This is a genomic window from Microbacterium invictum, from assembly GCF_034421375.1.
GTDB lineage: Bacteria > Actinomycetota > Actinomycetes > Actinomycetales > Microbacteriaceae > Microbacterium > Microbacterium invictum_A.
Window position 1 is genome coordinate 1,013,194 of sequence record NZ_CP139779.1, and the last position, 16,328, is coordinate 1,029,521.

At 72.0% G+C, this 16,328-nt stretch carries 14 protein-coding genes; 10 read left to right on the top strand and 4 right to left on the bottom strand.

The window, feature by feature from the left end; all coding sequences use genetic code 11:
- The first annotated feature begins 136 nt into the window (after positions 1-136).
- On the top strand, positions 137-1,168 hold the full coding sequence (gene ccsB, locus T9R20_RS04870) for a c-type cytochrome biogenesis protein CcsB (protein ID WP_322411421.1): 1,032 nt from the start codon (positions 137-139) through the stop codon (positions 1,166-1,168).
- A 365-nt stretch (positions 1,169-1,533) separates the two neighbouring features.
- Here ccsB and T9R20_RS04875 read toward each other — a convergent pair whose 3' ends face one another.
- Complete coding sequence (locus tag T9R20_RS04875; protein ID WP_322411422.1) at positions 1,534-3,681, bottom strand: YhgE/Pip family protein; 2,148 nt, start codon at positions 3,679-3,681, stop codon at positions 1,534-1,536.
- Positions 3,678-6,524, bottom strand: coding sequence for an MMPL family transporter (locus T9R20_RS04880; protein WP_322411423.1), 2,847 nt, complete (start codon positions 6,522-6,524; stop codon positions 3,678-3,680). Before T9R20_RS04880 ends, T9R20_RS04875 begins: the two co-directional genes overlap by 4 nt.
- A gap of 121 nt (positions 6,525-6,645) precedes the next feature.
- Between T9R20_RS04880 and T9R20_RS04885 the strand changes: the two genes are divergently transcribed.
- Positions 6,646-7,281, top strand: a complete 636-nt coding sequence (locus tag T9R20_RS04885) for a helix-turn-helix domain-containing protein (RefSeq protein WP_322411424.1) — start codon at positions 6,646-6,648, stop codon at positions 7,279-7,281.
- A 24-nt stretch (positions 7,282-7,305) separates the two neighbouring features.
- Here T9R20_RS04885 and T9R20_RS04890 read toward each other — a convergent pair whose 3' ends face one another.
- Positions 7,306-8,286 (bottom strand): o-succinylbenzoate synthase, encoded by a 981-nt coding sequence (locus T9R20_RS04890; RefSeq protein ID WP_322411425.1) that lies wholly within the window; start codon positions 8,284-8,286, stop codon positions 7,306-7,308.
- Between the two features lie 79 nt (positions 8,287-8,365).
- On the opposite strand from T9R20_RS04890, the gene T9R20_RS04895 reads away from it, so the two are divergent.
- The 6 genes from T9R20_RS04895 (at position 8,366) to T9R20_RS04920 (ending at position 13,650) form a co-directional block, all read left to right on the top strand.
- A complete protein-coding gene (locus T9R20_RS04895) occupies positions 8,366-8,707 on the top strand; it encodes a PadR family transcriptional regulator (RefSeq protein ID WP_322411426.1) in 342 nt (113 codons plus the stop codon).
- A gap of 9 nt (positions 8,708-8,716) precedes the next feature.
- The gene (locus T9R20_RS04900; protein ID WP_322411427.1) at positions 8,717-9,691 is read left to right on the top strand and encodes a permease prefix domain 1-containing protein; all 975 of its coding nucleotides are present in this window, start codon (positions 8,717-8,719) and stop codon (positions 9,689-9,691) included.
- Positions 9,692-9,756: 65 nt separating this feature from the next.
- A complete protein-coding gene (locus tag T9R20_RS04905; protein ID WP_322411428.1) occupies positions 9,757-10,554 on the top strand; it encodes an LLM class F420-dependent oxidoreductase in 798 nt (265 codons plus the stop codon).
- Complete coding sequence (locus T9R20_RS04910) at positions 10,506-11,471, top strand: 1,4-dihydroxy-2-naphthoyl-CoA synthase (protein ID WP_322411429.1); 966 nt, start codon at positions 10,506-10,508, stop codon at positions 11,469-11,471. The genes T9R20_RS04905 and T9R20_RS04910 overlap by 49 nt, the downstream gene beginning before the upstream one ends.
- Positions 11,472-11,481: 10 nt before the next feature.
- A complete protein-coding gene (locus T9R20_RS04915) occupies positions 11,482-12,651 on the top strand; it encodes an AMP-binding protein (RefSeq protein ID WP_322411430.1) in 1,170 nt (389 codons plus the stop codon).
- 24 nt (positions 12,652-12,675) lie between these two features.
- Complete coding sequence (locus tag T9R20_RS04920; RefSeq protein ID WP_322411431.1) at positions 12,676-13,650, top strand: 1,4-dihydroxy-2-naphthoate polyprenyltransferase; 975 nt, start codon at positions 12,676-12,678, stop codon at positions 13,648-13,650.
- Here T9R20_RS04920 and T9R20_RS04925 read toward each other — a convergent pair.
- Positions 13,614-13,952, bottom strand: coding sequence for a DUF4229 domain-containing protein (locus tag T9R20_RS04925; RefSeq protein ID WP_322411432.1), 339 nt, complete (start codon positions 13,950-13,952; stop codon positions 13,614-13,616). The genes T9R20_RS04920 and T9R20_RS04925 overlap by 37 nt on opposite strands.
- Before the next feature lie 85 nt (positions 13,953-14,037).
- Here T9R20_RS04925 and T9R20_RS04930 point away from each other — a divergent pair, with 85 nt between their 5' ends.
- Positions 14,038-14,502 (top strand): PLD nuclease N-terminal domain-containing protein, encoded by a 465-nt coding sequence (locus T9R20_RS04930; RefSeq protein ID WP_322411433.1) that lies wholly within the window; start codon positions 14,038-14,040, stop codon positions 14,500-14,502.
- A 1-nt stretch (position 14,503) separates the two neighbouring features.
- Complete coding sequence (menD, locus tag T9R20_RS04935) at positions 14,504-16,300, top strand: 2-succinyl-5-enolpyruvyl-6-hydroxy-3-cyclohexene-1-carboxylic-acid synthase (protein WP_322411434.1); 1,797 nt, start codon at positions 14,504-14,506, stop codon at positions 16,298-16,300.
- Positions 16,301-16,328: the final 28 nt, after the last annotated feature.

A 16,328-nucleotide genomic window follows, 5' to 3' on the forward strand; every position in this document is an offset into this window, starting at 1 on the left:
CGCCGCGCACCGGAGGGTGACTCGTCGCGAGCGCGGATTTCTCCGCGGAGGAGTCCAGGGCGGCGAGGCGGGCGGGATGTCACGACGGCGAACCAACCCCGGCTCGGCGCTGACGCCCGCGCGTAGACTGGGATCCATGCCCGACGCCGCCCTGACGCTCGATTCTGTCTCGGTTCTGCTCGTCTGGACCGCCATCGCGATCTACGCGCTCGCCTTCGTCGCCTACGCGATCGATCTCGCCCGTCGTTCGGCGTCGGCGATCGAGGAGCGGGATGCCGCGAGCGGCGCCGTCCGCGCCGAAGCGCGCGAGCTCGTCGGGGCTGCCGCCGGCGGATCGACAACGTCGGCGCGGGGCGCCGGCCCCGTGGCATCCGGTTCCGATTCGGTGTCGTGGACGCAGGCCGAGGGCGCGAAGAAGCCCCGCCTGGTGTGGGCTCGGCTCGGCACCGTGCTGACGGTGCTGGGGTTCCTCTTCCACCTGGGGGCGACCGTCACGCGCGGCATCGCCGCCGAGCGGGTGCCGTGGTCGAATATGTACGAGTTCGCCCTCACCGGGACGCTCCTCATCATCGCCGTCTACCTCGCCGCGCTTGTGCGGTCGGATCTGCGGTTCCTTGGCTCGCTCATCACCGGGCTCACGGTGCTCCTCCTCGGCGGGGCGACGCTGGCGTTCTACGTCGAGATCGTGCCGCTCATGGATCCGCTCAAGAGCGTCTGGCTGGTCATCCACGTCTTCGTCGCCTCGCTCGCGACAGCGCTGTTCGCGCTGGCGTTCGGGCTGTCGGTGCTGCAGCTCATGCAGTCGCGGCGTGAGGCGAAGGCGAAAGGGCCCGGGTTCCTCCGCACCCTGCCGCGGTCGGAGGCGCTGGAGTCCCTCGCCTACCGATTCACCATCATCGGCTTCATGTTCTGGACGTTCACCCTCATCGCCGGGGCGATCTGGGCCAACGACGCGTGGGGCCGCTACTGGGGCTTCGACACCAAGGAAGTCTGGACCTTTGTCATCTGGGTGCTCTACGCCGGGTACATCCACGCCCGCGCGACGCGCGGCTGGCGCGGCTCGCGGTCGGCGTGGCTGTCGATCATCGGCTTCGCCGCGGTGCTGTTCAACTTCACCATCGTGAACATGTTCTTCAAGGGGCTGCACGCCTACAGCGGCCTGAGCTGACCGCCGCGGCGTCGCGCGCGAGTCGCGCCGCACGCGCGATCCGTCAGAAAGTGCGGTCCGGGGTGGCTCGGGCCAGCATTCTTTGACGGATCGCGCACCAAACGGGGGGTCGGCCGGCCCGAGAGCAGGAGTTCGGGCGGGCGGCGGGTGGGCCGCATGCGCGACCCGTCAGAAAATGCGGTCCGGGGTGGGCCGGGCCGCGTTCTTTGACGGATCGCGGGCAGGACCGAGGAGGCTCGCGTGCGATGCGGGGCGGGTCAGGCCGGCGCGGGCCCGTGTGTCTTGACCGTGCGCGGTGCGGGGAGGGCGGGGGATGTCAGAGGGTTCACGGGTCGGCGAGGGGCGAGGGGCTGATTCGCCCCGGGTCAGGCCGGCGCGGGCGCGGCCTTCAGCGACCGGGCCGACACCGTCCGGCGACGGGTGACCGCCACGACCGTGGCGAGGAGCGCGAGGATGGTCCACACCGCGAGACCGCCGAGCCCCGCACCGAGGCCGTCCGCCGCCGTGAGGGCGGCGAGCATCCCCTGATACGCCGGGGCGGTCGGCAGCAGCGACGCGAGCGAGCTCAGCGCTCCCGGCACGGTCGAGACGACGCCGGTCGCGACGACGAGCACACCCACGAGCGCCGAGATCCACCGGCCTACACCGCCGAACACTGCGACGAGCGCCTGGTTGACCGCGGCGAAGGCGACGCCGGCGACCACGCAGACGGCGGCGTAGACCGTCCACTCGCCCCACGTGTACGAGGCCGCGAGCTGCACGATCCCGGCGATCAGCACACCCTGCACCGCGCCGATGACGGCTACGGGCAGGAATCCGCGCAGCGCCAGCAGGGCCGACGGCGCTCGCGAGGTGAGCGCTCGCCGCGACACCGCCTGCAGCGCCACAAACGTCCCGAGCCCGCCGAACCACAGCGCGAGGGTCGACAGGAGCGGGATCGCCGAGGCGCCGAACAGGTTCTCACCCACACCCTCCGCCGCGACGGGGTCGGCCACCACCGTGGCGAGGTCGGTCGCCTCGGCGTCGGTGTAGGTCGGGATCTCGTCGGTCGCGGTCGCGAGTCCGTCGGCGAGGCTCGTCGTGCCGTCGGCGACCTCGGCTGCGCCGTCGCTGAGCCCTTGCACGCCGTCGGCGAGCGACTGCGCGCCCTCAGCGGCCTGGCCGGCGCCGCTCGCGAGCGCACCCGCGCCGGTGCCGATCTGGGTCGCCCCCGATGCGAGCTGGCCCGCGCCCGTCGCCGACTGGTTCGTCCCGGCCTCGAGCTGATCGAGACCCGACGCGAGCGAGTCGACGCCGTCGGCGGTCTGGCGGAACTGTCCGACGAACTGCGCGGTCGCCTCGGTGTTGAACCGCTCGAGCACCACCGGAACAGTCCCGGCATCGGTCGCCGCCTGCGTCGCCGACCCCTGCGCGATCCCCCCGACCTCAGCCGCCGACGCACCGACGCCGCTCGCCACCGCTCCGCCGTCCACCGCGGCCGCAGCGACGCGCTCGCAGTACTCCGGGCTCGCCCCCGACGCCGCGCAGTCGGCACTCAGACCCGCGAGCGTGCCCGAGAGCGCTCCGGCACTCTGGGCCAGGCCGCCGAGCGTCTGCGCGGCGCCGCCGACCTCGGTGGCCACGGTCACGGTCGACGCGGCCGCGACGTCCGCGAAGCCCGACACCTGCGCCGGCACCAGCCCGTCCCGCTCCAGCTGGTCGGCCCCGCCGCGCAATCCCCCCGAGATCTGCCGCGCACCGTCGGCTGCGCCGCCGATGCCGCCGCCGATCTGGACCAGACCGCTCTGCAGCGCCGAAGCGCCCTGCGACAGACCCGTCGCGCCGGTCGCGAGCTGCGACGCCCCCGACCCGAGCTGCGAGATGCCGCCGGGCAGCTCTGCCGCGCCGTCGGCCGCCTGCGAGGCGCCGTCGGCGAGCTGGCCCGCCCCGTCGGCGAGCTGGTCGGCGCCGGTCGCCGCCTCGCCGAGCTGCTCGCCGAGCGTCGTGAACCCGAGGAAGACGTTCTCGAGGTAGGTCTCCGACAGCTGCTGCCCCACGAGCGAGGCGGCGGTGGTCGTCACCTGCGCGGTGATCGCGTCGTCGACCACGCGGCTGTCGGGCGGCGTCGTCACCTCGATCGTCGCCTGCTCGGGCGTCTCGCCCGGCTGGGTCGAGGTCGCGGCGGCCGAGAAGTTCGACGGGATCGTCACGACCGCGGCGTACGTGCCGTCGGCGAGGCCTTCGGCCGCGTCATCCTCGTTCGAGATCGTCCAGGTGAGGTTGCTCTCGAGGTCATCCGACCCCTCGACGAGCCCGGCGCTCAGCTGGCGGCCGAGTGGAACGGTCTGACCGTCGATCTCGACGGGCTCGTCCTCGTTCACGATGGCGGCGTTCAGCTGATCGAGCCGCTCGGTGGGGTTGTACAGGGCAGCGACGAGGATGCCGCCGACGATCACCGGCAGCAGCAGCACGCCGAGGATCGTCAGCCAGGTCACCGGCTTCGGGCTGCGCGCGCGTTCGAGGGGAAGGGTCATGAGAACACCTCATCGAAGGGGGAGGTCGAAGACGCTGCAACGTCGGAGCGCGAAGAACGGGATGAGCGGGACAGAACGGATGCCGCGGGCGGGCCGCTCACCGACAGCACCGTGGCTCCGGTGCGTCCGGCCTCGGCGAGCGCGCGCTCGGCGAAGGCGGCGTCGCTGGCGGAGACGATGAGGGTGACCTCGCCGCTCTGCCGCAGCACGGCCATCGTCTGGTCGCGCGCCGCCAGCGACTGGGTCTCGATCGAGTCCAGCGCATCGACGACGACCACCCGGCTTCCGCCGTCGAAGGCCTCGCGGAGCTCGCCCGCGGGGTCGTCGTTGTTGTGGAGCAGGGCCACGCCCACGCGCGGGCGCACCCAGGCTGCGCGCTCGGGCAAGAGGTGCCCCTCGACCTTGATGCGGCCGTCGGTCGGCGCGAGCCGCCCGGCGATCGTGAGGAGCAGTCCGCGCGCGGCGCGCGCGTCGTCCGAGGTGACGATCAAAGTAGCTCCCGGCTCGACCCGGAACGACGCGCCGGTGAACACGACGTCGTCGCCGCGCTCGCCCCCGGCGTCGCCGCCGACCCCGACGCCGTCGGCGACGACCGCGGCGGTGGTGTCGCGCTCGGGCCAGTCCTCGAGGGCGATCTCGCGCTCGACGGCCTCACCCTCGATGTCGAAGTGCGGCAGCATCCTGTCGAGGAAGCGGGGGAACCACCACGCGCGCTCGCCGAGGAGGGTCATCACCGCGGGAACGAGGGTCATGCGCACGAGGAACGCGTCGACGGCGATGCCGACCGCGAGCCCGAGGGCGATGGGCTTGATCGACGTGTCGCCCTCGGGGACGAACGCCGCGAACACGGCGAACATGATCACCGCCGCCGCCGTCACGACACGGGCGGACGCGGTGAAGCCCGAGCGCACCGCACCCACCGCGATCGCCCGGAGCTCGTCGCGCGACGGAGTGCGCCCGAGGCGCCGGCGGGCGTGGACGAAGTCCTCGCGCATGCGCGAGACGAGGAAGACCTCGTAGTCCATCGCGAGTCCGAACAGCACACCCATGAGGATGATCGGCATGAAGCTGATGACGGGGCCGGTGCGCGAGACGTGGAGCAGGTCGGCGAACCAGCCCCACTCGAACACCGCAGCCACGGCGCCGAAGCCCGCGGCGACCGAGAGAAGGTAACCGGCGGCGGCCTTCAGCGGCACCCAGATGGAGCGGAAGACGATCATCAGGAGGATGAGGGAGAGCCCGACGACGAAGATGCCGAAGGGGAGCAGCGCCTCGCCGAGTCGGTCGGAGATGTCGATGGCGACGGCGGTGAAGCCGGTCACCTTCAGATCCACCCCGTACTCGTCGAGGAGCCGATCGTGCTGTGCGCGGAGCTCCCGGACGAGGTCGGCGGTGGCGGGATCGTCGGGCGCGGTCTCGGGGACGATCTGGATGATGCCGGTGTCGGCGGTCTCGTTGGGGGTGGCCAGGGCCACCTCCGCGACCCCCGGTACCTGCTCGATCTCGGCCGCGAGGTCGTCCATGAGCCCGAGCGGATCGGTGGAGGTCACGATGGTGCCGGTCATGATGAGGGGCCCGTTGGCCCCCGGCCCGAACTTCTCGGCGACGAGGTCGTACGCCTGACGCGCTTCGCTCTCCTCGCTCTGCATTCCGGCGTTCGGAAGGGCGAGGGTGAGGCTCGCGGCGGGGATCGCCGCCGCCCCGAGCAGGGCGACGACCGCGATGGTGGTGACCAGGGGGCGCCGCGTGACGAGCATCACCCAGCGGTTCGGCCGCTTCGCCCCATCCGCCTTCACCGCCTTCGGCGCGCGCCGCCGCTTCCACCCGACCACTCGCCCCTTGGCGAAGCCGAGGAAGGCGGGGGTGAGGGTGAGGGCGACCACCACGGCGATGGCGACGGCCACGGCGGCGGCGATCCCCATCGTGGTGAGGAACGGGATGCCGGCGAACGAGAGCCCGATCAGGGCGATCAGTACCGTCACCCCGGCGAAGACGACCGCCGACCCGGCCGTGCCGGTGGCCCGCGCCGCCGACTCCTCGGGCTCCATGCCTGCCCGCACCTGGTCCTGATGTCGGGCGACGATGAAGAGGGAGTAGTCGATGCCGACCGCGAGCCCGAGCATCACCGCCAACAGCGGCGTCGTCGACGAGATCGTGGTGAAGACGGTGGCGACGAAGATGAGCGCCACGGCGAGCCCCACGCCGATGATGGCGCTGATCAGGGGGAACCACGCCACCGCGATCGAACGGAACGTGATCATCAGCACGAACAGGGCGATGAGCACCCCGATCGCCTCGATGATCGTCAGCGCCGGGACCGCGGTGGAGAACAGGTCGCCACCGAGAGCTGCCTGCGACCCCGCGGGAAGCGCCTCGGCGAGATCATCGGCGATCGCCTCGGCCGACGAGACGGTCTCATCCGAGATCTCCGTCGCCTGACCCTCGAACTGCATGCGGATGATGGCGGCGGTGCCGTCATCGGAGAGAAGGCCGCTGATGGTGTCGTCGTAGGGGTCGGTGACGGCGATGACGTCGTCGAGATCGGTGAACTCCGCCACCGCGTCGTCGATCGCCGTGCGATACGCCTCGTCGTCGATCTGGTCGCCGTCGGCGGCGACCACCACGAGCTGGGCGCTCGTCCCGCTCACCTGCGGGAAGGTGCGGTTCAGCTCCTCGAGCCCCTCCTGCGCCTCGGTGCCGGGAATCGAGAAGGAGTTGTCGGTGCCCTGCGAGAACAGGGCCGCGCCGCCGCCGGCGAGGACGAGGAGCAGCACCCAGGTGACCAGCACCTTCCACGGGCGGCGGTACGACCAACGTCCGAGTGCGTAGAGCAGTGTGGACACGGCGCCTCCTGGAAACGGGGATCAGATATCGATACAGCGCTGTATCCAATACACAGGTGTATCGTAAAGCGCGCCCCGGGCGCCAGTCTGGGGAGTTCCCGTGAAAGTCGAAGGAGAACCGATGACGACGAGCACCACGCCGGCCCGCCGCCGCGATGCCACCCGTCAGCGACTGCTCGACGCCGCCGCGGAGGTCTTCGCCGAATCGGGTCTGGATGCCGCCTCGGTCGAGGCCGTGTGCGAGCGGGCGGGCTTCACGCGCGGTGCGTTCTACTCCAACTTCGACAGCAAGGAAGAGCTCTTCCTCGAGCTGGCGGCACGCGTGTGGGAGGCGCGCATCGGCGCTGTGGCGGTGCGCGTGGCGGAGCTCGAAGACGGCGGTCACCTCGAGGTGACGACCGACGCGATCCAGGCGGTGGTGCAGCGGGTCTTGGACGGCCCTGCCGAGGACCGGCTGGGCGTGCTGCTCATGAGCGAGATCCGCATGCACGCGCTGCGCAACCCGCGCTTCGCCGAGGGCTTCCTCCGCCAGCAGGACGAGATGCATTCCAGCGTCGCCCGCATCATCGACGACATCGGTCGGTCCACCGGGGTGCGGTTCCGGGTCCCCGCTGCCGACGCGGCACGGCTGTTCATCTCCTCCTGGGAGTCCACGCTCGTCCGCGCAGTGATGGCCGGCCTCGACGACGAGGAGCGCGAGCAGCGCTGTCGCGCCGAGGTCGCGCAGATCGCCCACCTCGTCCTCGCAGGCGACTGACCCCGGCCGGGGCGGGCTGCCGCCTCAGGCGCCCGCGAGGAGGGCGTGACAGCGCGCGAGGCGCTCCACCCACCACTCCCGGCGCTCCGCGCCGACCGCGTACCGCTCGAGGACGGCGGGGTCGGGAACGGGACGTGTGACGGGGAGCGAACCGTCGTGCGCGGCGTACGCCGCGACATCCTCGGTGAAAAGAGCCCCGGTGCCCAGGCCGCAGTCGTAGGGCAGGTCGGGGAGGGATGCCGCGAGCGCCGCGCCCATCGACAGGCCGATCGCCGAGTCCAGCGCGCTCGAGACGACGACGGGGAGGCCCGCCTCGGCGACGATGCGCAGGGCCCGTGACACCCCGCCGAGAGGCTGGACCTTGATCACGAGGAGGTCCGCCGCCCCGGCGCGGGCCACGGCGAGCGGATCCTCGGCCTTGCGCACGCTCTCGTCGGCGGCGACGGGGATGTCCAGTCGCGCGATCCGGCGCCGCAGCTCGGCGAGCTCGTCGATGCTCGCGCAGGGCTGCTCGACGTACTCGAGGTCGGAGTGCTCCATGGCCCGTACGGCATGCTCGGCCTCATCGAGGTTCCAGGCGCCGTTGGCGTCGATGCGGATGCGCCCCTCGGGCCCCATGGCCTCGCGCACCGCCGCCACGCGAGCCACATCGTCCTCGAGGCGCTGGCTGGGCTCGGCCACCTTCACCTTCGCGGTCCGGCAGCCGGGGAAGCGCGCGAGGACGTCGGCGACGGATGCCGCGGGCACGGCGGGCACCGTGGCGTTCACCGGGATGCGCTCGCGGTGCGTCGGGGGAGAGGGCGACCAGCCGTACTCGAGGGCGGCGGCGAGCCACGCGCTGGACTCGCGATCGTCGTACTCGAGGAAGGGCGAGAACTCCGTCCATCCCTCGGGCCCCTCGAACAGGGCGACCTCGCGCGCGTCGATGCCGCGGAAGCGCGTGACCAGCCGGAGAGCGACGACGTGCAGTCGTTCGAGGACCTCGGCGAGCGGAGGGAGCGTCATCTGCCCATTGTGGTCGCTGCGGCGACATCCATCATCGTGTCATTGACGATAGTGTGTGACACACAGTACAGTGTGATTCATGACCGAAACGGAAGCCCTCGACACCCACCTGCAGGAGCTCCGCCGCGGAACCGTCGTCCTGGCGTGCCTGCGGCTCCTGCAGGACCCGGGGTACGGCTACGGCCTGCTCGAGGAGCTGCAGGCGCGCGGCTTCGACGTCGACGCCAACACGCTGTACCCCCTGCTTCGTCGGCTCGAGAAGCAGGGTCACCTCTCGAGCGAGTGGAACACCGACGAGGCGCGGCCTCGCAAGTTCTACCGCACGAGCGCCGAGGGAACCCGGCTCGCCGCCGCCCTCAGCGCCGACTTCGACGCGCTCGCCCGCGCGATCGCCGCCCTTCCCGCCCCTTCCGCCTCCTGAGGACACGCCATGACCACCACCACCCTGACCGACCGGTACATCGACGCCGCCATGCGGACGGTTCCCGAGCCGCAGCGCCTCGATCTTGCTGCCGAGCTCCGTGCATCCATCGCCGACCAGACCGACGCGCGCGTCGCCGCGGGCGAAGACCCGGCCGCCGCCGAACGCGCGGTGCTGACCGCCCTCGGCGACCCCGAGGTGCTCGCCGCCGGATACACGGACCGGCCGCTGCAGCTGATCGGACCCCGCTACTTCCTCGACTGGTGGCGGCTGCTGAAGCTGCTGCTGGCGATCGTGCTCCCGTGCGCCGCCTTCGGCGTCGCCCTCGGACAGACGCTGAGCGGTGCGAGCTTCGGCGAGCTCGTGGGCTCGGTCGTGGTGACGCTCATCCAGGTGACGGTGAACCTGGGGTTCTGGACGGTGCTCGTCTTCGCCATCGTCGAACGCACGGTGCAGCGCCGCACCGACATGGGCCTCGGGGAGTGGTCGCTCGACCGGCTTCCCGAGCCGCGCCCCCGCGGGGCCGGCTTCGGCGACATGGTGGGGCAGCTCGTCTTCCTGGTGCTCGGAGTGGGACTGGTGCTCTGGGACCTCTCGATCGGGTTCGTCCCGACCGAGCGCGGCCTGTCGTTCTTCGACCCCGGGCTCTGGCCGGCGTGGTTCGCCGGGTTCGTCGTCCTCGCCGTGGCCGAGGCCGTGCTGACGATCGTCGTCTACCTCGTCGGGCGGTGGACGCCGGCGCTCGCCGTGGTGAACCTCGTACTGAACGTCGCGTTCGCCGCCGCGGCGGTCTGGCTCCTCACCCAGGGGAGGCTGCTGAACGCGGAGTTCTTCCCGACGATCATCGGCGAGGGCGGCGACGATGTCGCGGGCATCCTGGCGGTGATCATCGGGTTCGGAATCGTCGCGATCGCCGCGTGGGACACCGTCGACGCGTTCCTGAAGGCACGCCAGGGACGCGGCGGCGCGATGCTCGGGCGCTGAGCAGCGCTGACGACCGGGGCGATGTCCGCGATCCCGCGGCACGCGCCGCGTTCTAGGCTGGCGACATGCTTCTCGACACCCCCGTGCGCCTCGGCGTGCAGATCCAGCCCCAGCACGCGACCTACCCCCAGATCCGCGACGCGGTCCAGCGCCTGGAGGAGATGGGCGTGGACATCCTGTTCAACTGGGACCACTTCTTCCCCCTCTTCGGCGACCCCGACGGCCTGCACTTCGAGTCGTGGACGATGCTCGGCGCCTGGGCCGAGCAGACCGAGCGGGTCGAATTCGGTGCGCTGGTGAACTGCAACAGCTACCGCAACGCCGACCTGCAGGCCGATATGGCCCGCACGCTCGACCACATCAGCGGCGGCCGGTTCATCTTCGGCACCGGCTCGGGCTGGTTCGAGCGGGACTACACCGAGTACGGCTACGACTTCGGCACCGCCGGCTCGCGACTGAACGACCTCGCCGAGGGCCTTCAGCGCGTGGTGGACCGGTGGGGCAAGCTCAACCCGGCGCCCACCCGCGACATCCCGATCATGATCGGCGGTAAGGGCGAGCAGAAGACGCTGCGTCTGGTCGCCCGTCACGCCGACATCTGGCACAGTTTCGTCACTCCCGACGAGCTCGGTCACAAGCTCGGCGTCATCGACACCTGGGCCGAGAAGGAGGGGACCGATGTCTCCGACCTCGTCGTCTCGAACGAGCTCCAGCGGCGCGACCAGTCCGACGCCGACGCGCTCTTCGACGCCGGGGTGCGGTTGTTCACGCTCGGGTGGGCGCCCTCCGAGGCCGACTACGACGTGATCGCCGGATGGCTGCGCTGGCGCGACGCGAAGAACGGGACCGGGAGCGCGGTGTGAGCTCCCCGGTCTCGGACCTCTTCGACCCCGCGGAGTGGGTCGCAGCCCCGGGCGCGGAGAGGTACACCGACATCACGGCGCACGTCTCCACCGACGGGCGCGTCGCGCGCATCGCGTTCGATCGGCCCGAGGTGCGCAACGCCTTCCGCCCCCGCACGGTCGACGAGCTGTACGACGCCCTCGACATCGCCCGGCAGGATCCGCGGATCGGCGTCGTGCTGCTCACGGGGAACGGGCCGAGTCCGAAGGACGGCGGCTGGGCGTTCTGCTCCGGCGGCGATCAGCGCATCCGGGGACGCACCGGCTATCAGTACGAGGGGAAGGATGACGCCGGCGAGGCATCCGGCGATCTCGGCGCGGCGCTCGGGCGGCTGCACATCCTCGAGGTGCAGCGCCTCATCCGCTTCATGCCGAAGGTGGTCATCGCGGTGGTCCCCGGATGGGCCGCCGGGGGCGGCCACTCGCTGCACGTGGTGTGCGACCTCACGATCGCCAGCCGCGAGCACGGCCGCTTCAAGCAGACCGATGCCGACGTGGGGTCGTTCGACGCCGGGTACGGCTCGGCGTTCTTCGCCCGCCAGATCGGGCAGAAGTTCGCCCGGGAGGTGTTCTTCCTCGCCGAGGAGTACTCCGCCGAGCGGGCGTACGAGATGGGCGCGGTCAACCGCGTGGTCGATCACGCCGATCTCGAGCGCGAGGCGCTGGCGATGGCGCGGGTGATCCTCACGAAGTCGCCGACGGCGATCCGCATGCTGAAGTTCGCCTTCAACGCCGTCGACGACGGCATCGCCGGCCAGCAGCTGTTCGCCGGCGAGGCCACGCGCCTTGCGTACGGCACCGACGAGGCGGTCGAGGGGCGCGACGCGTTCCTGCAGAAGCGCGACCCCGACTGGTCGCCCTACCCCTGGCACTACTGACGGGTCTCGCGTGAAGCTCCACCCTGTCAGCGGCGACGACCCCCGCGACATCCTGCCGGCGCTCCGGGCCGCGGTGCTCGGGGCGGGTCCTGCCCTCGGGCTCGGCATGACCGATGCCGACGCGAGAGGCGGCGGCGTCGAGGAGGTCCCCGCCGGGACCGCGGCGGTGATCACCACGTCGGGGTCGACCGGTGTCCCCAAGCGCGTCGTGCTCAGCCGGTCGGCTCTGACCGCCAGTGCGCTGGCCACCGCCGCACGCATCGGCGACGGGGCGTGGCTGCTCGCCCTTCCGGCGAGCTACGTCGCCGGTCTCCAGGTGCTCGTCCGGTCGCTCGTCGCCGACCGGCAGCCGGGCCTGCTGTCGGGCCCGTTCCAGCCGCAGGCGTTCGCCTCGGCCGCGCTGATGCTCGTCTCGAGCGAGAACGGCCGGCGGGTGCCGACCTTCACCTCTCTCGTCCCCGCCCAGCTCGTCCGCCTCCTCGATGCCGCAGAGCACGACGACGCGGTGCGCGCAGCCCTCCGCTCCTTCGCGGCGATCCTCATCGGCGGCCAGGCTCTTCCCGCGGCGGTACTCGAGCGCGCCGAGAGCGCGGGCGCGCGGATCGTCCGCACCTACGGGGCCACCGAGACCAGCGGCGGCTGCGTCTACGACGGCGTGCCGCTCGACGGTGTGGGCGTGCGGATCGAGGGCGGCGAGGTGCAGCTGTCGGGGCCGACACTTGCCGAGGGGTATCTCGGCGAACCGGCGCGCACCGACGCATCCTTCGTCATGGCACCGGACGGCACCCGCTGGTACCGCACCGGCGACGCCGGACTCGTCGAAGACGGGGTGCTGCGGGTGCGCGGGCGGCTCGACAACGTCATCGTCTCGGGGGGCATCAACGTCTCGCTCGACCGGGTCGAACGTGTGGTCCGGTCGGTGGCGGGCCTCCACTCCGCCGTCGTCGTCGGAGTGCCGGATGACCGCTGGGGCGAGGCCTCGGTGATCGTCGCCGCCCGCGGCGAGGCGCTCCGCCGGAGCGAAGCGACCCAGCTCGCCGAAGCCCGGGCGGCCGTGGCCGCCGAGATCGGCGCCCACGCCCGCCCCTCCCGTCTGATCCTCGTCGACGAGATCGCCGCCCTCCCCTCGGGGAAGCCCGACCGCGAGGCCATCCGACGGCTCGTCGCGGGGCACCGATAGCGCGCAGCCCTAGGATGTGACCTCGTGGCACGAACCTCCAGCAAGAAGCGCAAGCGTCCGGCATCCCGTCCCCGTCCCAGTGGTAACCCGCAGCGGCAGCCGGTCGCCCCGACCCGTGCACCGAAGAAGGCGACCGCGCGCGACTGGATCGGCGCCGCACGCCTGCGCACGCTGCCGCTGGCGGTGACGCCGGTGCTCATCGGCACGGGCGCCTCGATGCTCGTGCTCGACGGGCTCCGCTGGGTGGTCGCACTGTGCTGCCTGGCCGTGGCGGTCTGCCTCCAGATCGGCGTCAACTTCGCCAACGACTACAGCGACGGGGTCCGGGGCACCGACGACGTCCGGGTCGGCCCCGCGCGGCTGACCGGCGCCCGGAAGGCGAAACCGCGCACGGTGCTGATCGTGGCGCTGGGCTTCTTCGGCATGGCCGCCGTCGCGGGCCTCGCCGTGGTCATCCGCACCCAGCAGTGGTGGCTCCTGCTCGTGGGAGCGGTGTGCCTCGTCGCCGCGTGGTTCTACACCGGCGGCAAGCGCCCCTACGGCTACTACGGGCTGGGCGAGGTCGTCGTCTTCGTCTTCTTCGGCCTGATCGCCACCCTCGGAACCACCTGGGTGCAGGCGCTCGCCCTGCCGCAGGAGGCGTGGTTCGGTGCCGTGGGTGCGGGCCTGTTCGCCTGCGCGGTGCTGCTCGCGAACAACCTCCGCGACATCGATCAGGACCGCGCCGCCGGCAAGCGCACCCTGTCGGTGCTGATCGGGCGGCGCGCGTCGCAGGTGCTCTTCACCGTGCTGATCCTCGGGCCGTTCGTCATCTCCGGCTGGATGGCCCTGTTTTACCCCGTCGCCTGGCTGACCCTCTTCGGGCTTCTCGCGGCGCTGCCGGCGGTGCTGATCGTCTGGACCTACCGACTCCCGAGAGAACTCGTCGTCGCCCTGGCGCTGAGCTCGCTCGCGTCGCTGTCCTACGGGGTGTTCTTGTTCTGGGCGTTCGTCGGCTGATCGACCGGCCGGTCCTCTGCGATCGCGTCGGCCGCGGCATCCTCGTCATCGGCGTCCGCGTCGGTCGCCCCGCGTTCGGCGCGGCCGGTGCGCGGGGGTCGTCCCGCTCCGAGCTGTGAGGTGACCTCGTTCAGGGGGCGGCGCAGGAACAGCAGCGACAGGCTCAACCCGATGAGGGCGGCGAAGATCGCGGCGAGCCAGTAGAGCTGCTGGAAGATCGGGAAGAGCATCATGATCCCGAACGGCACGAGGAACGCCAGCAGCCGCAGCACGGAGTAGACCAGGGCGGAGCGGGCTTTCACCGCTTCAGTTTACGTCGGGCGCGGCCCGACCCTCATCGCCACGACCCCCAGGCCGCGCCCAGCCCAGCGCGCCTAGGATGGGGACATGACGAGGGTGCTCCTCATCGCGGCATTGCTGGCCACGGTGTTCTGGGTCTACAGCATCGTCGACTGCGCCCTGCAGCCGTCGAATCGGCATCGCGGTGTGAGCAAGCCGATCTGGATCCTGATCGTCATCCTCCTCCCCGTCCTCGGCGGTGTGCTGTGGTTCGTGGTGGGCCGCCTCCGCAAGAAGACGATCGCCGCCCGGCGCGCCCCCGATGACGACCCCGAGTTCCTCGGACGGATCGGCTCGATCAGCGATCAGGACGAGCGCATCCGCCGGCTCGAAGAAGAACTCGCGCAACTGGATGCCGAGGCCGACGACCCCCGCTTCGGTCCGTCGGAGCGGGGCGCCGCGCCGGGCACCACGATCGAACCGCCGCCGAGCGGCAGCGACCGCTCCGCCCGCACCGGCGATCGTCCGGCCGACGACGATGACCCGCTCGGCACCCGCGGACCGCTGAGCTGAGGTGACGGGCGACGCCTCCGGGGCACAGGCTCCGTCGACCGATGCCGCCGCGGCGCTGCTCGGCGCGCTCGTGGCCGGAGGCGTCCGCCACCTCGTCCTCAGCCCGGGATCGCGCTCGCAGGCGCTCGCCCTGGTGGCCGCGGAGTTCGAGCGGCAGGGCATCGCGCGCCTTCACGTGCGCATCGACGAACGCGTCGCCGGATTCCTCGCCCTCGGGATCGGGCGCGAGTCGGGCGTGCCGGCTGCCCTTCTCTGCACGTCGGGGACGGCGACGGCCAACTACCTGCCGGCCGTGCTCGAGGCCCATCACGCCGGCGTCCCGCTGCTGCTTCTCACCGCCGACCGCCCGCCCGAGCTGCGCGGCATCGGTGCGAACCAGGCCACGCGCCAGCCTGGGCTCTACACCGGGTTCACCCGGTGGGAGGGCGACCTTCCCGTACCGACCGAGATCGACGAGACCGGCGACGGCGATCAGACCGTCATGCTCCGCCGGACCGCGGGCGAGGCGCTCGCCGCCGCGCGGGGTGAGACCGTCCGACCCGCCGGTCCCGTGCACCTGAATCTGCCGTACCGCGACCCGCTCGCCGGCGCGCTGCCGCGCTGGCTCGCGGCCCCCGTGGGTGCCGAGCCCACCGACGCCGCGCCGCCCGAGTCGTCGGGTGCGCTCTACCAGGGCGGCGGGGGGATCGGCGGGTCGGAGGGATCCGGCGACGGAGCCGAGGCCGACGCCGCGGCCGCAGTCATCCTCGAACACGGCCCTCGCACCGTGGTCGTGGCCGGCGCTGACGCCGGCCCTGGGGCTGAGGCGCTCGCCCACGAGGCCGGATGGCCGCTCATCGCCGAGATCGTCAGCGGTGCGCGTTTTGGGCGCCACCTCGTGCACGGATACCGCCGGCTCCTGGCCGACCCGTCGCTCGGCGGACGCGTCGAACGCGCCGTGGTCTTCGGTCACCCGACCCTCAGCCGCGAGGTCGCAGCGCTGCTCTCGCGCGACGATGTGACAGTGCTCGCCGTCCGCGGGCCCGGAGAACCGCTCAACCTCAACGGCGCCACGACCCAGGTCGACGGCGTCTCCGTCGCTCCGGGCGCGGCCGACCGCGCCTGGCTCGGTGCGTGGATGCGCGCCTCGCACGCGGCATCCGTGGATCTGAGTCCGCCCGCACCCGACCCCGATGCGCTGTCGTCGGCCGTGCCCGACGAGCGCCTGCCCGCGATCGCGGCCGAGCTCGCGGTGCTCCGCGCACCGGTCGACCGCGCCGCGCTCGTCGACGCTGTGTGGCGTGCGACCTGGCCGCACGACCGGCTGATGTTCGGCTCGTCCCGGCTGGTGCGCGTGGCCGACACCGTCCTCGGCGGCAAGAAGGTGCCCGTGCACGCCAACCGCGGGCTCGCCGGCATCGACGGAACGGTCGCCACGGCGATGGGCATCGCCCTGGCGAGTCAGGATGCCGCGGAGCGCGGCGCCGCCGGCGTGACGCGGGTGCTGCTCGGCGACCTGGCGATGCTGCACGATGTCGGCGCGCTGCTCGTGCCTCCCGCCGAACGGGCGCCGCGCATGCAGGTGATCGTCGGCAACGACGGGGGCGGCACCATCTTCGACGACCTCGAGGTCGCCGGTGTCGCCGGCCCCGCGGCCATGGACCGGGTGCTCTACACCCCTCACGAGGTGCGACTCGAGGCGATCGCGAATGCCTACGGCTGGGAGTACCGACGGGTCGCGACACGATCCGAGCTCGATCAGGCGCTCACCTCGGGTGGTGCGGCCCGACTTCTCATCGAGGTGCCGCTCTCTCGCTGAGACCCCGGCTCTTCCCGCATCGGCCGGG